The 18,822-nt window shown below is 61.9% G+C and carries 21 protein-coding genes; 5 read left to right on the forward strand and 16 right to left on the reverse strand.

Annotation, left to right across the window (positions count from 1 at the left end; translation table 11 throughout):
• The first annotated feature begins 41 nt into the window (after window positions 1-41).
• Window positions 42-1,037, forward strand: a complete 996-nt coding sequence (locus NL154_RS11460; protein ID WP_210633345.1) for an IS30 family transposase — start codon at window positions 42-44, stop codon at window positions 1,035-1,037.
• 99 nt (window positions 1,038-1,136) lie between these two features.
• Here the strand turns inward: NL154_RS11460 and NL154_RS11465 are convergent, their stop codons facing one another.
• The 3 genes from NL154_RS11465 to gndA form a co-directional block, all read right to left on the reverse strand.
• Entirely contained in the window at window positions 1,137-1,874 is a 738-nt protein-coding gene (locus tag NL154_RS11465; protein ID WP_434734071.1) for a hypothetical protein, read from the reverse strand.
• A 315-nt stretch (window positions 1,875-2,189) separates the two neighbouring features.
• A complete protein-coding gene (locus NL154_RS11470) occupies window positions 2,190-2,684 on the reverse strand; it encodes a GNAT family N-acetyltransferase (RefSeq protein ID WP_210630994.1) in 495 nt (164 codons plus the stop codon).
• Window positions 2,685-2,865: 181 nt separating this feature from the next.
• Complete coding sequence (gene gndA / locus NL154_RS11475) at window positions 2,866-4,317, reverse strand: NADP-dependent phosphogluconate dehydrogenase (RefSeq protein WP_221164219.1); 1,452 nt, start codon at window positions 4,315-4,317, stop codon at window positions 2,866-2,868.
• 204 nt (window positions 4,318-4,521) lie between these two features.
• Here gndA and NL154_RS11480 point away from each other — a divergent pair, with 204 nt between their 5' ends.
• The 3 genes from NL154_RS11480 to NL154_RS11490 all read left to right on the forward strand — a co-directional run bounded on the left by NL154_RS11480 (window position 4,522) and on the right by NL154_RS11490 (window position 6,141).
• Window positions 4,522-5,313, forward strand: coding sequence for a DUF6597 domain-containing transcriptional factor (locus tag NL154_RS11480; RefSeq protein WP_434734072.1), 792 nt, complete (start codon window positions 4,522-4,524; stop codon window positions 5,311-5,313).
• 69 nt (window positions 5,314-5,382) lie between these two features.
• On the forward strand, window positions 5,383-5,781 hold the full coding sequence (locus NL154_RS11485; RefSeq protein WP_434734073.1) for an SRPBCC family protein: 399 nt from the start codon (window positions 5,383-5,385) through the stop codon (window positions 5,779-5,781).
• Complete coding sequence (locus NL154_RS11490; protein ID WP_210630990.1) at window positions 5,782-6,141, forward strand: VOC family protein; 360 nt, start codon at window positions 5,782-5,784, stop codon at window positions 6,139-6,141.
• Window positions 6,142-6,249: 108 nt separating this feature from the next.
• Here NL154_RS11490 and NL154_RS11495 read toward each other — a convergent pair whose 3' ends face one another.
• The 7 genes from NL154_RS11495 to NL154_RS11525 all read right to left on the reverse strand — a co-directional run bounded on the left by NL154_RS11495 (window position 6,250) and on the right by NL154_RS11525 (window position 12,527).
• Window positions 6,250-6,942: a PAS domain-containing protein gene (locus tag NL154_RS11495; RefSeq protein WP_210630989.1), complete on the reverse strand. Its 693-nt coding sequence runs from the start codon at window positions 6,940-6,942 to the stop codon at window positions 6,250-6,252.
• A gap of 180 nt (window positions 6,943-7,122) precedes the next feature.
• Window positions 7,123-8,058 carry a lipid A biosynthesis lauroyl acyltransferase gene (locus tag NL154_RS11500; protein ID WP_210630988.1) on the reverse strand — a complete coding sequence of 312 codons (936 nt, stop codon included), beginning with the start codon at window positions 8,056-8,058 and terminating at the stop codon, window positions 7,123-7,125.
• A 6-nt stretch (window positions 8,059-8,064) separates the two neighbouring features.
• Window positions 8,065-9,093, reverse strand: coding sequence for a zinc-binding dehydrogenase (locus tag NL154_RS11505; RefSeq protein ID WP_434734074.1), 1,029 nt, complete (start codon window positions 9,091-9,093; stop codon window positions 8,065-8,067).
• Between the two features lie 56 nt (window positions 9,094-9,149).
• The gene (locus NL154_RS11510) at window positions 9,150-10,436 is read right to left on the reverse strand and encodes a beta-ketoacyl-ACP synthase (RefSeq protein WP_221145269.1); all 1,287 of its coding nucleotides are present in this window, start codon (window positions 10,434-10,436) and stop codon (window positions 9,150-9,152) included.
• 10 nt (window positions 10,437-10,446) lie between these two features.
• Window positions 10,447-11,652 carry a beta-ketoacyl-ACP synthase gene (locus tag NL154_RS11515; protein ID WP_210630985.1) on the reverse strand — a complete coding sequence of 402 codons (1,206 nt, stop codon included), beginning with the start codon at window positions 11,650-11,652 and terminating at the stop codon, window positions 10,447-10,449.
• On the reverse strand, window positions 11,649-12,131 hold the full coding sequence (locus NL154_RS11520) for a 3-hydroxyacyl-ACP dehydratase FabZ family protein (protein ID WP_210630984.1): 483 nt from the start codon (window positions 12,129-12,131) through the stop codon (window positions 11,649-11,651). Before NL154_RS11520 ends, NL154_RS11515 begins: the two co-directional genes overlap by 4 nt.
• Before the next feature lie 117 nt (window positions 12,132-12,248).
• A complete protein-coding gene (locus NL154_RS11525; RefSeq protein ID WP_003540486.1) occupies window positions 12,249-12,527 on the reverse strand; it encodes an acyl carrier protein in 279 nt (92 codons plus the stop codon).
• 287 nt (window positions 12,528-12,814) lie between these two features.
• On the opposite strand from NL154_RS11525, the gene NL154_RS11530 reads away from it, so the two are divergent.
• A complete protein-coding gene (locus tag NL154_RS11530; RefSeq protein WP_210630983.1) occupies window positions 12,815-13,534 on the forward strand; it encodes a Crp/Fnr family transcriptional regulator in 720 nt (239 codons plus the stop codon).
• A 42-nt stretch (window positions 13,535-13,576) separates the two neighbouring features.
• On the opposite strand, the gene NL154_RS11535 is transcribed toward NL154_RS11530, so the two are convergent.
• The 6 genes from NL154_RS11535 to cobA form a co-directional block, all read right to left on the reverse strand.
• On the reverse strand, window positions 13,577-14,005 hold the full coding sequence (locus tag NL154_RS11535; protein ID WP_210630982.1) for a L,D-transpeptidase: 429 nt from the start codon (window positions 14,003-14,005) through the stop codon (window positions 13,577-13,579).
• 149 nt (window positions 14,006-14,154) lie between these two features.
• Complete coding sequence (locus NL154_RS11540; RefSeq protein ID WP_210630981.1) at window positions 14,155-14,355, reverse strand: ECs_2282 family putative zinc-binding protein; 201 nt, start codon at window positions 14,353-14,355, stop codon at window positions 14,155-14,157.
• A 92-nt stretch (window positions 14,356-14,447) separates the two neighbouring features.
• Window positions 14,448-15,428 (reverse strand): adenosylcobinamide-phosphate synthase CbiB, encoded by a 981-nt coding sequence (cbiB, locus tag NL154_RS11545; RefSeq protein ID WP_221153528.1) that lies wholly within the window; start codon window positions 15,426-15,428, stop codon window positions 14,448-14,450.
• On the reverse strand, window positions 15,425-16,432 hold the full coding sequence (gene cobD / locus NL154_RS11550; protein WP_210630979.1) for a threonine-phosphate decarboxylase CobD: 1,008 nt from the start codon (window positions 16,430-16,432) through the stop codon (window positions 15,425-15,427). The genes cbiB and cobD overlap by 4 nt, the downstream gene beginning before the upstream one ends.
• Window positions 16,429-17,736: a cobyrinate a,c-diamide synthase gene (locus NL154_RS11555; protein WP_221145274.1), complete on the reverse strand. Its 1,308-nt coding sequence runs from the start codon at window positions 17,734-17,736 to the stop codon at window positions 16,429-16,431. Before NL154_RS11555 ends, cobD begins: the two co-directional genes overlap by 4 nt.
• Window positions 17,733-18,572, reverse strand: a complete 840-nt coding sequence (gene cobA / locus NL154_RS11560) for a uroporphyrinogen-III C-methyltransferase (RefSeq protein ID WP_434734075.1) — start codon at window positions 18,570-18,572, stop codon at window positions 17,733-17,735. Before cobA ends, NL154_RS11555 begins: the two co-directional genes overlap by 4 nt.
• Between the last annotated feature and the right edge of the window lie 250 nt (window positions 18,573-18,822).

An 18,822-nucleotide genomic window follows, 5' to 3' on the forward strand; every position in this document is an offset into this window, starting at 1 on the left:
CAACAAAGGCGCTAAGCTGCCTGCTTTTCGGGAGCCATGGTTTGATCCGTACCTTTTCGCATTTGAGTTTTGACGAACGCCGATCGATTTCCAGGATGTTGGATCAGAAGTTTAGCCAGTCTGAGATCGCCAGACGCCTCGGCCGGGACCGCGCGACCATCTCCCGGGAGATCAAACGCAACTACTGGCACGATCAGGAATTCCCCGATGCCGAGGGCTACTGGGCGATGACCGCCAACGACATGGCGCGCGACAGGCGCCGGCGGATCGGCAAGCTCTTTCGTCGCGAGGATCTGCGGAACGAAGTGATCGGAAAGTTGGAATCCGGCTGGTCGCCGGAACAGATTGCTGGACGACTGAAGATCGAACCAGCGGCCAAGGCAAGCGTCTGTCACGAGACGATCTACCGATATGTCTATTCACCGGAAGGACAACGGCAGCAACTGGCGCGGCTTCTTCCGGAACGGCGGAGAAAGCGCCGGCCGAGATATGCTCGCAAACCGCAGAACCCGGTCTTTCCAGATGAGCGTTCGATCAAACATCGGCCGGAAGCCATCAACGATCGCAAGGAATTCGGTCACTGGGAAGCCGATCTGATGATCTTCGAAAGGGTTCAGGGCAATGCCAATGTGGCAACGGTTGTCGAGCGGATGAGCCGGTTCACCATGCTGTTCAAGAACAACGACCGGCAGTCCAAGCCGATCATGGAGCGGCTCATCAACGTGCTCAGCCCCCTGCCCAGGCATGCCCGGCAAAGTTTGACGTTTGATCGCGGATTTGAATTCGTCTCCTGGCGGCGACTGAAGCAAGGAATGGGAACCGATGCATGGTTCTGCGATCCGTCTGCGCCCTGGCAAAAAGGCTCCGTTGAGAACATGAATCGGCGGATTCGGCGTTACCTGCCGAGGGATACTGCTGTCCTGTCCGTTCCTGATGAATCGATACGATCACTGATCGATCGGTTGAACAGTACGCCGAGAAAATGCCTTGGGTTCCGCACCCCAGCTGAAGTGTTCAGGCGTGAAGTGAACAAATGACGGCAAGCCGGGGCGGAGGACGGATTTCATGAATGATCCTGCGGTGATTGCGCGGCGAGAGAAAGTGTTATTAGGCAGCCAGCGGCAGAATAGAGATCGTCAATGCACGCCGATATCGCTTTGCGTATCCGATTCCAACTGCAGGCAAGCTGCCCAAAGTGGCGTCTTGTGGAAGGATCCATCCTGCAGAAGAGTGAGCCCCTCTCGTGCCTCGTAGAGCAAGCCGAGCCAGCATAAGCGTTGGAAGACGCCATACTGAAGATCGGATTTCAACTCCCAGGCTTCTATGGTCATTTCGGTGTCCGACAAAGGCGTCAGGTCTGGATAGAGTATTTGCACAACGTCCATTGGCGTGCAACCTTCTCTGGCCTTGATATTGAGAAGATTGAGGAACATGCGCCACCAGCGTAACCGCGCTCGGACCTCCTCTTCCCGCTCGGTGGCGTGGACATAGGAATGGAGATAATCCGTGGCGACCAGATCGAAGAAGGCTTGCGGGTTCACCAAAAACTCCCGGCCGCGTCTGGTTGGCAGCAGCACATCCTTTTTCCGGCGAAGAAGCTTCAGATGACGGGCCATATCGCACACGACCCAAAGCGGCGGCATGTCGCTTTCATTGAGCACCTTGTTCATGCTGTAGAGGTCCTCGGCTGTGAATCCTGGCCAGAGGAAGTGCACAGCGGCCCAATGCACGAACTTGCGGTTCATGGCGCCGGTCGCCGTCAATCCTATGCCACCCTCACCGTCAGCATAGGCAACCGAAAGAAGCATGCCGCGAAGAAGTGGTGACAGCGCGGCGATGTCGACGTCACCTTGCAGGTTGATTTCCGGAAGCATCGTGCGGCTTTGATCCCCAACTGCGCCATGCAAGTCCCAGCGAGTATCGAGCGGTAAAAGAACAATTGCTAGTGAGAAAGCTAAAGCCGAAGGGGTGCGTCATCACCCGCCCCCGCTCCGCCCTTTCAACCCGGCCCAGCCGGTCGGATCGGGGGCTGATCTCCCTGCCCTGTAGTAGCCTTTAAGCCCTTGTTGCATTTACATTAGAAGTCACAGCGGCGAAGTCATCGATCTCAGGCATATGGAGCCTAAGGCGTGCGGTTCGGAGGGTGATCGCGCCCATTCCGGACATGTCATTGCCTTTCTGCTGAAGATCTAGTTTTCGAACGCCGGAGCGAACCGGAGCGTGCCGCTCGGCGCCGGCCCGCGAAGGACAATGCGCTGGACGAGCCGCTTGTCGAGATCATGATAGCTGAGTTTCCCGTCGCTGCTGAAACCAGCGCCGCGATAGACATCGGGATTGCCGATCAGCGCGCATCCGCTGGCGCCCATCTCCTCCAGCAAAGCGAGCCCCTTTGCAATCAGCGCCTTGCCGATGCCTTGCCGCTGTCTCCCCGGCTTGACTGATATCGGACCCAGTCCGAACCAGCCGCGATGCGCACCGTTGATCGCCACCGGCGAAAACGCGACATGCCCCAGGATCTCGCCTTTTTCCTCGAGGACCAGCGAGATCGTGAGATCGCCGCTCGCGCGAAGCCTCCGGATGATCTCCGCCTCAATACCTTCGCTGTAGGGCATGGCCGCAAAGGCGATCGACGTCAAATCGTGGATCGCATCGATATCTGCGGGCGTCTCATATCGGATTAGCATCCCTACAATCCTCAGGAGCAATGTTCCGCAGATGCTATGAAGGGAAAGTCGAAAATCAGCAAGTCATACTACCCCACCGGGAGCTGCGCTACGGCGCCACGTCGGCCGGCGCAGCGCGCCATGCACCTAACGAAAAAGCCCGGCACGATGGTCGGGCTTCCTGATTGCTTCTACGCAAACCTCAGAAGGTCGCCGCACCGCTGCCCCAGGGACCGTGGTGGAAATCCTTGCCGTCCAGGCGGTCGAAGCCGTGGGCGCCGAAGAAGTCGCGCTGGGCTTGGATGAGGTTGGCGGTGCCCCGGCCCTGGCGGTAGGCGTCGAAATAGGTGAGCGCGGAGGTCAGCGCCGGCACCGGAAGGCCGGCGGCGAGAGCGGCGGTCACGACGCGGCGAAGCGCTGGGATCGATTCCTTGACCATGGACGAGAAGGCCGGCGTGACGATGAGGTTCGCCGCATCGGGCGCATCGGTAAAAGCCTTGGTGATCTCGTCGAGGAACTGTGAGCGGATGATGCATCCGGCGCGCCAGATCTTTGCAATCGTCGGCATCGGCAGCGACCAGTTGAACTCCTTGGAAGCTTCCGCCATTACAGCGAATCCCTGCGCATAGGCGCCGATCTTGGCGGCAAACAGCGCCAGTTCCAGATCCTTGTTGAGCTCGGGGCCGTAGGCGATCGGGAAGGAGACGGCCTGCGTGCCGAAGATCCTTTCGGCGGCTTCGCGCTGCGACTTCATTGAGGAGAGGCTACGAGCGGCGACCGCGGCTTCGATCGCCGTTGCCGGAATGCCCATGTTCTGCGCCTCGATCGCCGACCACTTGCCGGTGCCCTTCTGGCCTGCCTTGTCGAGGATCATGTCGACCATCGGCCCGCCGGAAACCGGATCGGTCGCCGCAAGCACCTTCTCGGAGATCTCGATCAGGTAGGAGTTCAGCCGGCCCTTGTTCCATTCGCCGAAGATGCCGGAGATTTCGGAGGCGCTCTTGCCGAGACCGTCGCGCAGGATGCCGTAGATTTCGGCGATCATCTGCATGTCGGCATATTCGATGCCGTTATGGATGGTCTTGACGAAATGGCCGGCGCCGTCATTGCCGAGCCAGGCGACGCAGGGCTCGTCATTGTAACGGGCGGCAATCGACGTCAGCACCTTCTCGACACGCTTCCAGGATTCTTCCGTGCCGCCGACCATGATCGACGGGCCGTGGCGCGCACCTTCTTCGCCGCCGGAAACCCCCATGCCGATGAAGGTCAGCTCCGTATCCTTGAGGCGGTCGAAGCGGGCGACGGTGTCGCGGAAATTGGCGTTGCCGGCATCGATCATGATGTCGCCCTTAGTGAGATGCGGGCGCAGCGCCTCCATCTGCTGATCGACGGCGTCGCCGGCCTTGATCATGATGATGATCGGACGCGGCGGCCGGATCGCATCGACGAACTCTTCGATGGTCTTGCAGGGAACGATCTGCTTCTTCAGATCGCCGGCGCTTTCATAGAATTCATCGGTTTTCTCGGGCGTGCGGTTGAAGACCGCGATTTTATTGCCTTTCTCCGCGATGTTGAGCGCCAGGTTGGAACCCATGACCGCAAGGCCGATCAGTCCGATTTCTGCCTTTTCCACGACAAACCTCCGATGTGTCATTTGGACCGGTGTTGTGGCACTGTCTCGCTCAAACGGCAAGTCTCGCGAGGGTCTAATCGGTTCGCAAAAGCCAACGAAATGCGGCTTTGATCGCCTGACTTGTCCGACAACCTCTCATCTGCGGCCGATCCGGAAGCCGCAAATTTTCGCGATCGCCCGTGCCGCCCTATCTCATGTTATCATGCGGACCTCGGGAGATAGCGTTTGGTTTCGAAAAGACGAAAAGACATGGCGCTGCTTGCGGCCCGCGCCGGCCGCTACCGCGAATATGCGCCGCCGCCCGCCTTGTGGCGCCATTTCAGCCGCCTCTGGTCGCATACGCTGAACGATGGACCGCCGGCGAGGGTGGCGATCGTGCCGGATGGTTATTGTGATCTCCTCTGGATTAACGGAAGGCTTGAGGTCGCCGGGCCCGACAGGACGGCAGCCTTCCCTGTCATAAGGCCAGACGCGACCGTTATCGGCGCGCGCTTTGCTCCGGGCGCCGCAGCATCCTGGCTGAAGACGCCGCTCTCGGCGCTGGTCGGCCTCTCGGTGCCGCTTACCGACATCGGCCGGAAGGACACGAGCGACTTCGAGGCGCGGCTGCAAGATTGCCCGGAACCCGAGGCCGCCGCGACGCTGTTCGGCCGTCTGCTTGAAGAGGCCACGCGCGACGAGGAGGAGCCCGCCCGCGACGCCGCCATGATCTTCGCCGCCGCCGACAGCAACCGCCCGGTCTCCGGCCTGCCGGACCGGCTCGGCATAGGCGAAAGGCAGCTGCGCCGCCGCTGCCACCATCATTTCGGCTATGGCGCCAAGACTCTGGAACGCATCCGCCGGTTCCAACGTTTCCTCGACCTCTGCCGCAGGGCGGGTGCGACGCCACTAGCCGGCCTCGCGCTGGAAGCAGGCTTTGCCGACCAGGCCCATATGACCCGCGAGGTCCAAGAACTCTCGACGCTGACCCCCGCGATCATCCTCGACCAACTCGGCGGGCGGAAAAGGTCGGGCTGACCGTTTTGTTCAAGACACCGCCAGCCGGCCTTATTATTTCAGGGAAACCAAAATACAAGGACCTGCACCATGACGACAATGCCTGCAAAAATCATCCACCAGTCGATCGAGCGCGACTGGCGGGATGTCTACGACTTCGCCGGCAAGCCGGAAAACATGCCGCTCTGGGCCTCCGGGCTTGCCACCGGCTTCGAGCCCGACGGCGCCGACTGGATCGCCCACGGTCCCCTCGGCGTCATCAAGGTGAGCTTGGTTCCCGCCAATGAATTCGGCGTGATCGACCATACGGTGACGATCGAATCCGGACTCAGGGTTTATAATGCCCTGCGCATCGTCCCGAACGGCGATGGCTGCGAGGTCATGTTCACGCTGCTGCGCCTGCCCGGCATGACAGACGCGCAATTTGCCGCCGATGCCGCGCATATCGAGAAGGATCTCGTCATGCTGAAAGCCCTGATGGAGAGATAGATGGCTCAAAACTCCGAACACAACGATCGCCGCATCGATTATGTCGAATTCAACGTCTCCGACATCGCCGCCGCCAAAGCCTTTTACGGCTCGGCCTTCGGCTGGCGCTTCACCGATTACGGCCCGAATTACTGCGAATTTGATGATGGCCGGCTGAAGGGCGGCTTCACCGATTTCGGCCCCGTTCGGCCGGGCGGCCCGCTGGTCGTTGTCTACGCCAGGGATCTGGAAGAGGTGCTGACCTCGGTCGAACGCGCCGGCGGCACGATCTGCCGGCCGATCACCGATTTCCCCGGCGGCCGCCGCTTTCATTTCCTCGACCGCGACGGCTACGAGCTCGCCGTCTGGGCGACGGCGTAAGTTAGAGCAATTCCAGCAACAGTGTGCAGCGGTTTTGCGTCCGGAATTGCGTGAAAACCAAGCGATAGAACAATTCCGTGATTCGAAGAAAAACAGAATTGCTCTAAACTACCGATCCATCACGATCAGAGCGCCGATCACCGTCGCGCCCGCGTCGCGCAGCGGCGACATGCGACAGCGTATCTGCCGCGATGCGCCGCCGCCAGCCTGGCGCTCATAGGTGTAGTCGATCTCCTCGCCGGCAAAACACGCGTCCAGCCTGTGCTTGGCGCATTCGGCGAAGCGCTCCTCGCCGATGAATTCGGAAAGGTGACGCCCGATCAGTTCCATTGGCTTCCTGTCGAGATGGACGCTGTTGGCCGCGTTGGAATAGAGGTAGCGGTAGTCCCTGGTCAGCACCGCGACACGGCCCGGCAGGCTTTCGAGGATCGCCGCGTTGAGGAATTGGCCGTTGTCGGTGTCGGGCACATAGGCTGCCGGCGGCTCGATGCGCACATCCTGCGGCGAAGGCACCCGCCAGTCCGGCGCATGCGTGCCGAAATAGCAGTCGAGCAGATGGGAAAGCACCGCCGCATGTTCTCTGACGCTGGCGCTGTCGTCCGCGTCCCGAGCGACAAGATGGCTGACGAACTGTAGCTGCATATAGACCTCGAGCAGATTGGCCGCCCGGCAGGCCAGGATAGCCTCGACCAGCGGCTCGACGTGACGGTCGAGCAACATGACGCGTTGATCATCGCCCAGACGTATGGCTTCCTCTATTTGCGCGCAGCGCAAGGAAAAGGCTCGAAAAAGCTCCAGCAAGACGCCTCCCACTCCCATTGTCCCAAGTGGCGTGTCCAAATTGTGTGGCAGCACTTTCCCAAATGCGCCCTAAGGTGGCTGTTATTCGCGCCTTGGTGGTGACGGCTAACATGAAGTTTACTCGGTTTCAATCCGAGCGCACCTGCCGCTTTTCACCGCTGATAAATCAGGGTTTGATTTTCAAGGCGCGAGCGTCTTCTTGATCTGCCAGCGGTCGTGATACCAGAGCCATTGTTCCGGATATTCCCGCACCCAGCTCTCCACCTTGTCGTTGAGTAGCTGGGCGGCCGCCGGCAGGTCGAGATAACCTTTAGCGTCGCGCGGCATCTCCAGCCGCGGCTCGATTTCCAGCCGATAGCGATTACCTGGCAGGCGGATGCAGCGTGCCGGATAGACCTCGCAATCGAACTGGCGCACCAGCTTCGGCAGCAGCGGATTGGTCTTCACGTCTAGCCCGAAGAAGGTGCCCTTCAGCCCCTTGCCGAATTTCTGGTCGACGAGCACGCCCACCCCCTGGCCCGCCTCCAACTGGCGTGCGAGCGCGAAGGAGGAGCCGGCATGCGAAGGCACCAGCTTGCCCATGCGGGCGCTGCGGAAGTCGAATACCTTCTTTGCGACATAGGGATTGTTCGGCGGCCGGAAAAGCACGGTGACTGTGAGCCCGAAGGCCGCGCCCGCCACCGGCAGCAGCTCGAAATTGGCAGTATGGCCGGTAAAGACGATGAAGGGGCGCGGATTGTCACGCAGGTCGAGGAAAATGGGGATGCCCGACACCTCCACTCTGCCCGGCTCCGGCCGTTCGGGGTCGTAGTCGAAGAGCTGGTCGAGAAAGACGTATTCGGCCGCGAGCCGACCCATATTTCCCCAGCTGCCGAGCGCGATCTCTTCGATCTCGGCCTCGCTCTTCTCAGGGAAAGCGTTGCGCAGATTGACGAGCATCAGCTTATGGCGGCGGGTCCGCCGGCCGAGGCGGCGCATCATCCGGTCGGCGAAGCGAATCGCGCCATCGGCCGGAAACAGCTTCAGCACGTTCAGGAAGCCGAACATCGCCTGCGCCACCAGCCATTGCTGGAAATTTCTGAGCGCCAGAACGACCCGGGTAATGAACAGCTTCACGTGAGGTCAGTCCATCTTCAGAATGATCTTGCCGAAGATCTGGCGGCTTTCCATCCGCTCCAGCGCCCGGTCGATATCGTCGAAGCCGACTTCGGTGTCGATGACCGGATGGACGAGCCCGCGGCCCATCTTCTGCATTGCATCGGCCATGTTCTCCATGCGGCAGCCGAACGAGCCGAAGAGCTTCAGCTGCTGCTGGAACAGCATCATCAGGTTCATCTCTGTGGAAACGCCGGAGGTCGAGCCGCAGGTGACGAGACGCCCGCCGCGCTTCATGCAGAGCATCGAACCCGCCCAGGTGTCTTTGCCGACGTGTTCGAAGACGACGTCCACACCCTTCTTCTTGGTGAGCTTGCGCACCACGCCTTCGAAGCGGTCGGTGCGGTAGTTGATGACGTGATCGGCGCCGAGAGCTTTGGCCTTGTCGATCTTGTCATCGGAACCGACCGTGGTAATCACGGTACAGCCGATCTTCTTGGCCAGTTGAATTGCCGCCGTGCCGATGCCGGAGCCGCCGGCATGGACGAGGATCGTTTCGCCGGGCTCGAGCTTGGCGTTGTCGAACAGCATGTGCTCGACCGTGCCGAAGGTGACGGGAGCGAGTGCGGCGCCGATCGCATCCACACCGGGAGGTGCGGGAACGAGCAGACGCGCCGGCAGGTTCACCTTCTCCTGCGCGAAACCATCGAGATGGAAACCATGCACGCCGGAAATATGCTCGCAGAGATTGTCTCGGCCTTCGCGGCAGGGCCGGCAGAGGCCGCAGGTGCGCGCGCCATAGATCGAAACCAGCTGGCCCGGCAGCACATTGGCGACCCCGGGACCGATCGCTTCGATGACGCCGGAGGCTTCCGCGCCGATGACGAGCGGCATCTTGCGCTTGGCGAAAGCCATGCCGCGCCAGCCCCAGACGTCGATATGGTTCAGCGCCACCGCCTTGACGCGCAGCGTCACCTCGCCGGCGGCAGGTGCCTCCGGTTCCGGCAGGTCGGTGATCTCAAGCTTGCGGTCGTCGATCAGTTGCAAAGCGCGCATGGCAAAATCCCTCGCCTCGGAGGCGTTCGTCTCGTCTTGAAATTGTCGGGAACCGCTTAAGCCGGTTCGAGCGCCATGACAAGGCTGGCATTCTGCCCGCCGAAGCCGAAGGAGTTTGAAAGCACGGCCGAAACCTGGGCCTCCCGCTTCCTGTTCGGCACGACATCGAGCACGATCGACGGGTCGGGATTGGCGTAGTTGATCGTTGGCGGCAGCGTGCCCGTCAGCATCGTCTGCAGCGAGAACACCGCCTCGACCGCGCCCGCCGCCGTCAGCGTATGGCCGATCATCGATTTGTTCGACGACACCGGAATGGCGACGAGCCGTTCGCCAAAGACGGCCGACATGGCGCCATATTCCATCTTGTCGTTCTCGGGTGTCGAGGTGCCGTGCGCATTGATGTAGCCGATGCCGCTCTCGTCGATGCCTGCGTCGGCAAGGGCCGCGCGGATCGTCGCGATCGCCGGACCGCCGTCGGGCGAAGACCGGGTGCGGTGGAAGCTGTCGGCCTTGTCGCCGGCGCCCTTCATGATGCCGAGCACCTTGGCGCCGCGGGCGACCGCCGCTTCCAGCGATTCCAGCACCAGCGTCGCCGCACCCTCGGCGATGACGAAGCCGTCGCGATCCTTGCTGAACGGCTTGGAGGCCTTGGTCGGCGGATCGTTTTGCGTCGAAAGAGCCGACAGAAGCGAAAAGCGGATCAGCGCCTCGGCGCTGAGCGACCCGTCGGTCGCAACCGTCAGTGCGCGATCGGTACGGCCCTGGCGGATCGCCTCGATGCCGAGCTGAATCGCAGTGACACCGGAGGCGCAGGCCGTCGACAAGGTCACGGGAAGGCCGCGCGTGCCGAACCGGTCGGCAAGGCGCTCGGAAATCGCGCCGAACAAGGCCGCCTCGTGGAAGGCCGGGTCCGGGCGCTGGCGCAGCGCCGTCAGGAAGCGCTCATAGGCATCGCCCGGATGATCGGCGGCCGGCGAGCGGTCTGCAAGTTCGAAACGGGCGCTCCATTCGGGTTCGATCGGCGGCGCGGCAAGGAACAGCGGGCCGTTGAAATCGCCTGATAGACCGGCATCGGCTAGTGCCTCGATGGTCGTCTCGCGCGCAAAGGCATAGGAACGCTCGACGGCATTCGGCACCGGAATGTCTATGAAATCGACAGTGCCGGCAATCCGTGTCGAGAGACCCTCTGTGGGAAAGCGATTGATCGCATGGATGCCCGAGGTGCCGGAGGAAAGAGCTGCCCAATTGTCCTTCAGCCCCTGGCCGAGCGAAGTGATGATGCCCATGCCGGTCACTGCGACGATCGGCCGACCGAGGTGATCCCTGTAAGCGGAAGCTGTCATATCTCTCTCCTCACGCCTCTGCGGAAAGAACGGCGACGCCCTCGCCGCGCTGGTGTCCGACCGTCGTTACGACGGCCGCCTTGGTGCCCGCCTTCATCGGCGCTTCATGGGCAGCGTCGAAGGGTGGAACCTTTGCGTTGGCATCGATGGCCAGGGCTGCGAGCGCCAGCCCCAGCGGGAATTGCGCCTCGATCGTGTGACCGGAAACGCCGCCGAAGCCGCGGATCGCCGCACCCGGAAGCTGATGTTCCAGCACCGCCTTTTCGCGGGCGGCGATCTCGTGCATGCCGGTCGAACCGGAGAAGATCGCCATGCTCTCTGCCGGCAGCTCGGCGGCAGGCTTCAGCAGCCGTTCCATCCGCACTTCGAAATTGCCGGCAGCGCGATTGCCGCGATCGCCCTCAACGGCGCTGATCGTCGCATAAATATGCGCGCCGCGTTCTTGCGCATGCTTGCGCGATTCCAGCACCAGGAAGGCGCCGGCGGAACCGGTGATCATGCCGCCGCCCTCGAGGCCGGAGCGCGACCAGAGTGGCGCCCATTCGCCGCGCGTGTGCGCGCCGATCGCTTCGGTAAGCAGGATCATATCCGGGCGCTCGGCAGCAAAGGCGCCGCCAACCAGCGCATGGGTGGATTCGCCGGAGCGAATGCGCCAGAACGCCGTCTCGACGGCGGAAACGCCCGACGCTTCTTCGCCCATGAAGGTCCGCGAGGAGCCGGTGACCTTGTGAACGATGGAAATATTGCCGGCAAGCAGATTGGAAAGCTGCGCCAGGAATAGCGTCGGCCTGAGTTCCGTCGTCAGCTTCTCATTGAGCAGCAGTTCGCGGTCGTTGCGCTTCAAGCCCTCGTCGACGATCAGCGTGTCGACGTTGATGTCGCGCTCGCCGCCGCCGGCCGCCACGATCATGTCCATCGTGCCGCAGGCCTCAATATTGTCCTTGAAGCCGGCATCGTCGAGCGCAAGACCCGCGGCGAAGACGCCGATGCGCTGCCAGTTCTCCATCTGGCGCTGGTCGCCGCGCTTGGGGATCTGCTGCGACCAGTCGATCTCAGGCAGCGGATGCACCGGATAGGGTTTGAATTTCTCTGTCTCGACGATCGCCTTCGGCGCGCTCTCCGCCGAAAGCAGCGCGATATGCGCCTCCTTGCCGACGCCCTGACAGGTAACGATGCCGACGCCTGAAATGACGACGTCGTTTGCAGCCTTGCTCATCCAACCACTCCCTGCGCTGCGATCGCTTTGAGAAGCCCGACCTCGCCGGCGCGTTTTTTAACGATATCGCCGAGCGGAACTTCGCTGAAGGGCATGGTGCGCAGTTTCAGCTGCGCATCGCAGACCTTCTTGCCGCCGCTGGTGATCTTGGCCTTGGTGACCGCGAAACCCGACCCGTCATGCTCCAGCACCGCCTCGATATCGAGCACGGCTTCCGGCTCGACGAAGGTGCGCATCTTGGCACCGTCGACCGACATCAGGAAGGGCATGGCGGCAAAGTCGGTCACGGCAAGCACCAGCATGCCGGAAGCCTGCGCCATGGTCTCGATCAGGAGCACGCCGGGAACGAGCGGCATACCGGGAAAATGGCCCTCGAAGACGGGGCTCTTGGCCGGTACGACGGAACGCGCCGCAAGCGTCCCCTTCTTCAGGTCCACCGCTTCGACGCGGTCAATCATCTGGAAATATTCCAGCAGCATTCGGATCCTCCGGCCCGGCAGGCCAAATCCGCCCGCCGGTGACGCCTAATTAGGAACGAAACCGCCCGGCCGCCATACTCAGGGCGGCAGGGCGTTCAAAAAAGACTGGTGTGTCGCTCAGGCCTTGGCCGCTTTGAGCTCGTCGATTTTGGCGCAGAGGTTCTTCAGCACGAAATATTCTTCCGTAGAAACCTTGCCTTCATTGACCTCCTGCGTCCACTTTTCGAGCGGAATCTTGATGCCGAATTCCTTGTCGATCGCAAAGACGATGTCGAGGAAATCGAGGCTGTCGATACCGAGGTCGTCGATTGTATGGCTCTCCGGCGTGATCGTGGCGCGATCGATCTCGCTGGTTTCTGCAATAATGTCGGCAACTTTATCGAATGTAGCGGTCACGCGCTGTACCTCATGAAATGACGATTTAAACCCCCTCATAGGCAAATCCTTTTCAAAAGCCAATGCTTTCGTCCGGGCGTTACGGCAAATTGACAATAAGGTGTTGCCTAAACAGCAATGGAACACCGGCGAGTGCAGGCGCCGAAAACAGGATGCGGCTGTCCAACATCCGCACCGGTCTTTGATCTGAATCAAATTATGCGCGCTGGCATTTGATAATCATCAAGCCGCGCTGGAAGGAATTGCGATCGCGTTTCACATGTCCGGCTTTTTGAAGGATCCCGACGATGGACGTTGCCAGCAGCGAGATTTTCGAGACAGGCACGCCCGTCGCATGTCGTTCCTGTCAGGCGCGGCACGGCGTCGTCTGCGGCGCCCTGTCGAACGCTCAGTTGAAGGAGCTCAACCGCCACTCCCTGCGCCGCAAGATCGAGGCCGGCTCGGAGATCATTGCGCAAGGATCGGAAAGTTCATTTTATTCGAACATCATGCGCGGCGTGGTGAAGCTCTGCAAGATGATGCCGGACGGACGCCAGCAAATCGTCGGCCTGCAGTTCGCTCCCGATTTCGTCGGCAGACCCTTCGTGCGCGAAAGCACACTGTCGGCGGAGGCGGCAACCGACGCCGAAATTTGTGTCTTCCCGCGCAACCTGCTCGACCGCATGATCGCGGAGACGCCGGAGCTGCAGCGCAGGCTGCACGATCAGGCGCTCAACGAGCTCGACGCCGCGCGCGAATGGATGCTGACGCTCGGCCGCCGCACGGCGGAAGAGAAGGTTGCAAGCCTGCTCCACCTCATCGCGACCCATGCCGAGCCGCAAACCGCGATCAGCACCGCCTTCGATCTGCCGTTATCGCGCGCCGAGATCGCCGATTTTCTCGGGCTGACGATCGAAACCGTCAGCCGGCAGATGACCAGGCTGCGCAAGCGGGGTGTTATCCTGATCGAGAACTCCAGACATATCGTCGTTCCCGATCTGGATGAACTGGAAAGAATCAGCGCGTAACAGGATCAGACGTCGCATTCGGAGTCAGGCGCTGATCCGGGATCAGCGCGTGATGACGACGCGGGTATTGGCAAGACCCGCCTGCCGCGTCAATGAGAAGAACTCGGCCGCATTGTCAGGATGCAGGCGAACGCAGCCATGCGAGGCCGGTGTGCCGAGACGCTTCAGATCGAAGGTGGCGTGAACGGCGTAACCGCCGTTGAAAAATACGGCGTAAGGCATCGGCGCATTGTCGTACTTGCGCGAGCGATGATCGCGCGACAGCCATTTGGCGTTCCAGGAGCCGGTGGGCGTGACATAACCATTGCGCGCGGTGGAAACCTTCCAGCGATATTTGACGAAGCCGTTCTCGGTGACGGTCATCGTCTGCTTGCCGATGCTGATATTGGCAACCAGCGCTGCTGCCTCAGCCGCAGCCGGAGAAAACTGCAGTAATAAGCTTGCCGCCGCGGCGGCAAAAATCGTCTTCATGATAATCCCTCTTCGCACCCGCGCATTTGATTGCGCCCTCACGACAGAGAGACTACGACGATACTTGATTACATAGCTTTAACCCGAATGGTAATCACAATTCTAACAGGGCAATGACCGGTTTAAGCGCCGCAGGACGGCCGCTCCCCTCACTGAAGCTTGCGCCCCGCCGGCCTCTGCTTGAGTTGCTGATAGGCCTTGTTCATCCTTTCGCGGATGGAGGCCATGGTGCCGAGATTATGGCCGCAGGCCGCGCAGCTTATGATGTCCGTCTCCCGGATCTCGGGACGCTCGAATTTCATTTTGGTGCTTTTGCACTTCGGGCACGGTAGTTCAACCTGAACTGTCATCGCTCTGCTTCCGGTCTGATGGATTTGAGGCGTTTCGCATAAACGTTTGCGGCGTGACTGTCCACCGGGGGGTGAGCTATGGCGCAAGCCCCTCACAGGAAGCACAAAAACAATCCGAACGTGATGCCGGCAAGCACCATGCAACTCGCCTGATAAACGGAGACACCGTCCTCGATGTCGCCGGATGTCGCGACATCGCGCCCGGGATTGTTGATCATCGGTTCGGTAACGAGCACGCCGCCGTAGATGCGCGGTCCGGCAAGCTGGACATTCAGCGCACCCGCCATTGCCGCTTCCGGACGGCCGGAATTCGGCGAACGGTGCAAGCCGCCGTCGCGCATCGCTACCCGGATCGCCTCGCGGCAGGCGCTGGTGCCGCGCCGGATCCAGGCGCCTGCAGCAATCAGCAGGATGGAGAGGCGCGCGGCCGGCCAGTTGGCGACATCGTCGAGCCGAGCGGCCGCCCAGCCGAAATCGATGTATTTTTCCGATCTATGGCCGATCATCGAATCGGCCGTGTTCAGCATCTTGTAGGCGAAAAGCCCTGGCAGGCCGAAAATGGCATACCAAATCGCCGGCGCGACGACGCCATCGGAGAAGTTCTCGGCAAGGCTTTCGATCGCCGCGCGGCAGACGGCCGGCTCATCCAGCGTCTCGGGATCGCGCCCGACAATGCGGGCAACGGCCGCCCGTCCACCGACAAGCCCCTCCTCACGCAGGGCGACGGCAACGGCGGCGACATGGTCGGCAAGGCTCTTCTGCGCCAGGAAGATCGCCACCAATCCGGTCTCCAACAGGATGCCGGCGAGGCCGAACAGCGCGAAAAACCGGTTGAACACGAAGCCTGCCGCCAGGGCCAGCAACAGCAGCGCTACGATGGCGGCGACGCCGTTCATCCGCCGTTGATGGCCCGTGAGGCTTGAAGGATTGAGCTGCTGGTCGGCATAGGAGATCACCGCTCCGAAAATCGCAACGGGATGCGGCACGCGCGACCAGAGCCATTGCGGATCGCCGACGATCCGGTCGAGCAGCAGCGCCAGAAGCAGCACGAGAAGGTTTAGGTCGATCGTCATCGCTCAAATCTCTGAAGGACTTCGCCAAGCCTCCGGTCCGCCGCCGGATCAGGCGTCAGCCCGAAACGCAGCCATCCGGGCGCATAGTCGAACTTGCGGACGAGAATATGATGCCGGCAGAGATGCGTGTAAATGTCGCTCGCTCTGGCATCGTCGACAAGGGAAAACAACGCCGTTCCCCCTGCGATCTGCAGCCCGAGCCCGGTCAGCACCGCATGAAGCCCGACGCCGCGTTCATCGATGAGCTGGCGGATGGGGGAAACGTCCGAACGCAGCAGCGAGCCTGCTATCGAAAGCGCCGGCCCGGACACGGCCCAGGGTCCGAGCCATCCCTCGAAACGCTGGAGAATATCATCACGCGCAATCGCAAAGCCGAGCCGAAGGCCGGCGAGCCCGAAAAACTTGCCGAAGGAGCGGAAGATCACCAGATTTGAGAGCCGCTGCGCGTGGCCGGCGAGACTGAGTGCCGGATCGGCGTCGCCGAAGGCTTCATCGACAACCAGAAGTCCATTGACCGCCTTCATCCTGTCATGCAGGCCAATCAGCGTTTCCACGGGCCATGTCAGCCCATCGGGATTGTTCGGATTGACAACGACCGCAAGCCGATGCTCAACTCCGATCGCAGCGACATGACCGACGGTATCGACGGCAAAACCGGCTGAATTAAAAGCGTGCGCATACTCGCCATAGGTCGGCGCCACGACGGCGACCCTGGCGCCCTCATCCTTTGTCAGCAACCGCGGCAGAAGTTGGATCACCGATTGCGTGCCGGGCACCGGCAGCGGCAGGATCTCGCCGCTCCCATAGTAATCGCGCGCCGCCCACCTTGCCTCTTCGGCCAGATGGCTGTCCGGCAGGCGGTGCCAAGCCCTTGCAGGGATTTCCGGCAGGGCAGCCGGGCACGGATTGATCCCGGTGGAAAGGTCGAGCCAGTCCTCCGGCCTGCCGCCAAAGGCGGCAGCAGCGGCAGTGACTCCGCCACCATGGACGATCGGCGCGCTCACGCGGCAATCCCGGCAAGATCGATCAGATGCATGTAGGAACCCGCCACCTGCCCGCGCCGGAGCCCCGCCGGGCCAAGATCGGTTCCGAGCGCATCTCGGACCTGAAACAGCCGTTCGCCCTCGCCTTCGGAGATGAGGGTGGAATAGTGGAATTCATGCGCCGTCATCGCTCGCTGAAAGATTGCGCCGTCGAGCGGCATGACGTGGCGATAACCGAGATGGCGTTTTCGCGCGGCATAGCTGGTGACAACGGGCAGCAGACCGAGCATCTCGTGACGGATGCCCTCTGCGTCGATCAGCCCATCGCCGAGCACCATGTAGCCGCCGCACTCGCCATAGATCCGGATGCCGCGCGCCGCCGCATCGAGAAGGCCTGCGCGAAAATTCGACGCCTGGGAGAGCGTTCCGGCATGCAGTTCGGGATAACCGCCAGGCAGATAGATCGCATCAGCATCGGCAGCGGGCGCCTCGTCGGCGAGCGGCGAGAAGAAGGAAATCGCAGCCCCCCGCCGCCGCCAGCCAAGCAGCATATGCTCATAGGAAAAGGCGAAAGCGATATCACGGGCCACCGCAATGCGACTGCCGAGTGGCGGCAGGCGATCGATATTGGCAGCCGACGGCCGGTTGAGGCCCTGCCTGGCGATGCGCAGCAGAAACTCGAAATTGCATTCCTCGGAGACGGCATCCGCCGCATGCTCGATGAAATCTTCGAGGCTTGCATGCTCACCGGCCTGAACAAGGCCGAGATGGCGATTCGGCAGGACAAGCGCCTTGTCGGTGCCGATCACGGCGATCACCGGCATCCGAATCGCCTCGAGCGCCTGACGCAGCATCGCCTCGTGCCGTTCGCTGCCGACCTTGTTGAGGATGACGCCGGCAACGCGAACATCCGCGCGGAAACCGGCAAAACCCGCTACTAGCGGCGCGACCGATTGCGACATGCGCGAAGCGTCGATGACCAGCACCACGGAAAGGCCGAGCTGGGCGGCCAGATCCGCTGCCGTCCCCTTCCCGTCGGCCGCTCCGTCGAACAGCCCCATCATCGCCTCAACGACGAGAATGCGGTCGCCGGAGCGGTGCAGCGTCGCATTGGCCGAGATCAGCTCCGGCCGCATCGCCCAGGGGTCGAAGTTCAGGCAGGGCGTGCCGCTTGCCGCCGCATGGAAGGCGGGATCAATATAGTCGGGGCCGGCCTTGCCGGGCGCGATCGCGATGCCGCGCCGACGCAAGGCTCTGAGCAGGCCGAGCGTCACCGTCGTCTTGCCGACGCCGGAAGAAGGAGCTGCGATCAGGAGGCCGCTCATGCCAGCACCTGGCCGGACTGGCGGAACGGATACGGCTGCAGCCGTCGTCCGGCGAGAGCGCCGAGCCAATCGAGCGAGGCTCGGAGCCGCACCACCTCGCCGATGACGACCACCGCCGGCGGCTCGAGCCGGGAGGCGGTAACAGCCTCGGTCGCTTGCCCGAGCGTCGTCTCCAGCACCTGCTGCGCGCCGGTCGCCGCATTGCAGACGAAAGCCACGGGCTCGGATGGCGAGCGGCCCGAAGCAATGAGTTTGGCGCTGATCTGGGCGATGTGCTTCATCGCCATGTACATGACGATCACCGGCGAACCCTTGCCGATCGCTTCCCAGTCGATCCTGTCCGGCACGATGCCGGAGGAATCATGGCCGGTCAGAAACGTCACCGCATGATTGATCTCGCGATGCGTCACCGGAATGCCGGCATAGGCAAGCCCGCCGATACCGGCAGTGATGCCCGGCACGATGCGGAACGGGATATTGTGCTCGACCAGCGTCAGCGCCTCCTCGCCGCCGCGCCCGAAGACGAAGGGATCGCCCCCCTTCAGCCGCAGCACCCGCTTGCCGGCGCGCGCCAGTTCCACCAGGCGCAACGAAATATCCCGCTGCTTGGCCGAGGGTTTGCCGCCGCGTTTGCCGGCATATTCGAGTTCGGCGCCGGGGTGCGCGAGCCTCAGGCAGTCCTCATTGACCAACGCGTCGTGGACGATCACATCAGCCTCGGCGAGCCCCCTGGCGGCCAAGAGCGTCAGCAGGCCCGGATCACCCGGACCGGCCCCGACGAGCCAGACGCTGCCCGGCTCCAACGCCGGCAAATGGGAGAATACGCTATTCGACATTTTGTTGATCTAGGCCCAGCGAGAGCCAAGGTCAACGCCGCCTGCGCCACCTCACTTGAAGTTGCTGAGATGACAATGACTCACTTTGCAAACGAGCGGATTCGATATCGCAGGAAAGCGATGCAGCAATATGAATACACTATGATATTACCCTCGCGACCGGCCGCGCATGGAGTCGGTCAACTCCGCTTTCTTCCTCGCCAAAAAAGAACTACGATAGTCTTTCAATTGCCGTTTGACGCTGCTTCAA

This window comes from Rhizobium sp. YTUHZ044 (assembly GCF_051123975.1).
GTDB lineage: Bacteria > Pseudomonadota > Alphaproteobacteria > Rhizobiales > Rhizobiaceae > Rhizobium.

What these genes read in the sequence shown, in the direction of transcription:
- NL154_RS11465 (WP_434734071.1), bottom strand. Translation starts at nt 1,874, where the DNA reads ATGCTTCCGGAAATCAACCTGCAAGGTGACGTCGACATCGCCGCGCTG.
- NL154_RS11470 (WP_210630994.1), bottom strand. Translation starts at nt 2,684, where the DNA reads ATGCTAATCCGATATGAGACGCCCGCAGATATCGATGCGATCCACGAT.
- gndA (WP_221164219.1), bottom strand. Translation starts at nt 4,317, where the DNA reads ATGACACATCGGAGGTTTGTCGTGGAAAAGGCAGAAATCGGACTGATC.
- NL154_RS11485 (WP_434734073.1), top strand. Translation starts at nt 5,383, where the DNA reads ATGACGACAATGCCTGCAAAAATCATCCACCAGTCGATCGAGCGCGAC.
- NL154_RS11490 (WP_210630990.1), top strand. Translation starts at nt 5,782, where the DNA reads ATGGCTCAAAACTCCGAACACAACGATCGCCGCATCGATTATGTCGAA.
- NL154_RS11505 (WP_434734074.1), bottom strand. Translation starts at nt 9,093, where the DNA reads ATGCGCGCTTTGCAACTGATCGACGACCGCAAGCTTGAGATCACCGAC.
- NL154_RS11510 (WP_221145269.1), bottom strand. Translation starts at nt 10,436, where the DNA reads ATGACAGCTTCCGCTTACAGGGATCACCTCGGTCGGCCGATCGTCGCA.
- NL154_RS11515 (WP_210630985.1), bottom strand. Translation starts at nt 11,652, where the DNA reads ATGAGCAAGGCTGCAAACGACGTCGTCATTTCAGGCGTCGGCATCGTT.
- NL154_RS11520 (WP_210630984.1), bottom strand. Translation starts at nt 12,131, where the DNA reads ATGCTGCTGGAATATTTCCAGATGATTGACCGCGTCGAAGCGGTGGAC.
- NL154_RS11530 (WP_210630983.1), top strand. Translation starts at nt 12,815, where the DNA reads ATGGACGTTGCCAGCAGCGAGATTTTCGAGACAGGCACGCCCGTCGCA.
- NL154_RS11535 (WP_210630982.1), bottom strand. Translation starts at nt 14,005, where the DNA reads ATGAAGACGATTTTTGCCGCCGCGGCGGCAAGCTTATTACTGCAGTTT.
- NL154_RS11540 (WP_210630981.1), bottom strand. Translation starts at nt 14,355, where the DNA reads ATGACAGTTCAGGTTGAACTACCGTGCCCGAAGTGCAAAAGCACCAAA.
- cbiB (WP_221153528.1), bottom strand. Translation starts at nt 15,428, where the DNA reads ATGACGATCGACCTAAACCTTCTCGTGCTGCTTCTGGCGCTGCTGCTC.
- NL154_RS11555 (WP_221145274.1), bottom strand. Translation starts at nt 17,736, where the DNA reads ATGAGCGGCCTCCTGATCGCAGCTCCTTCTTCCGGCGTCGGCAAGACG.
- cobA (WP_434734075.1), bottom strand. Translation starts at nt 18,572, where the DNA reads ATGTCGAATAGCGTATTCTCCCATTTGCCGGCGTTGGAGCCGGGCAGC.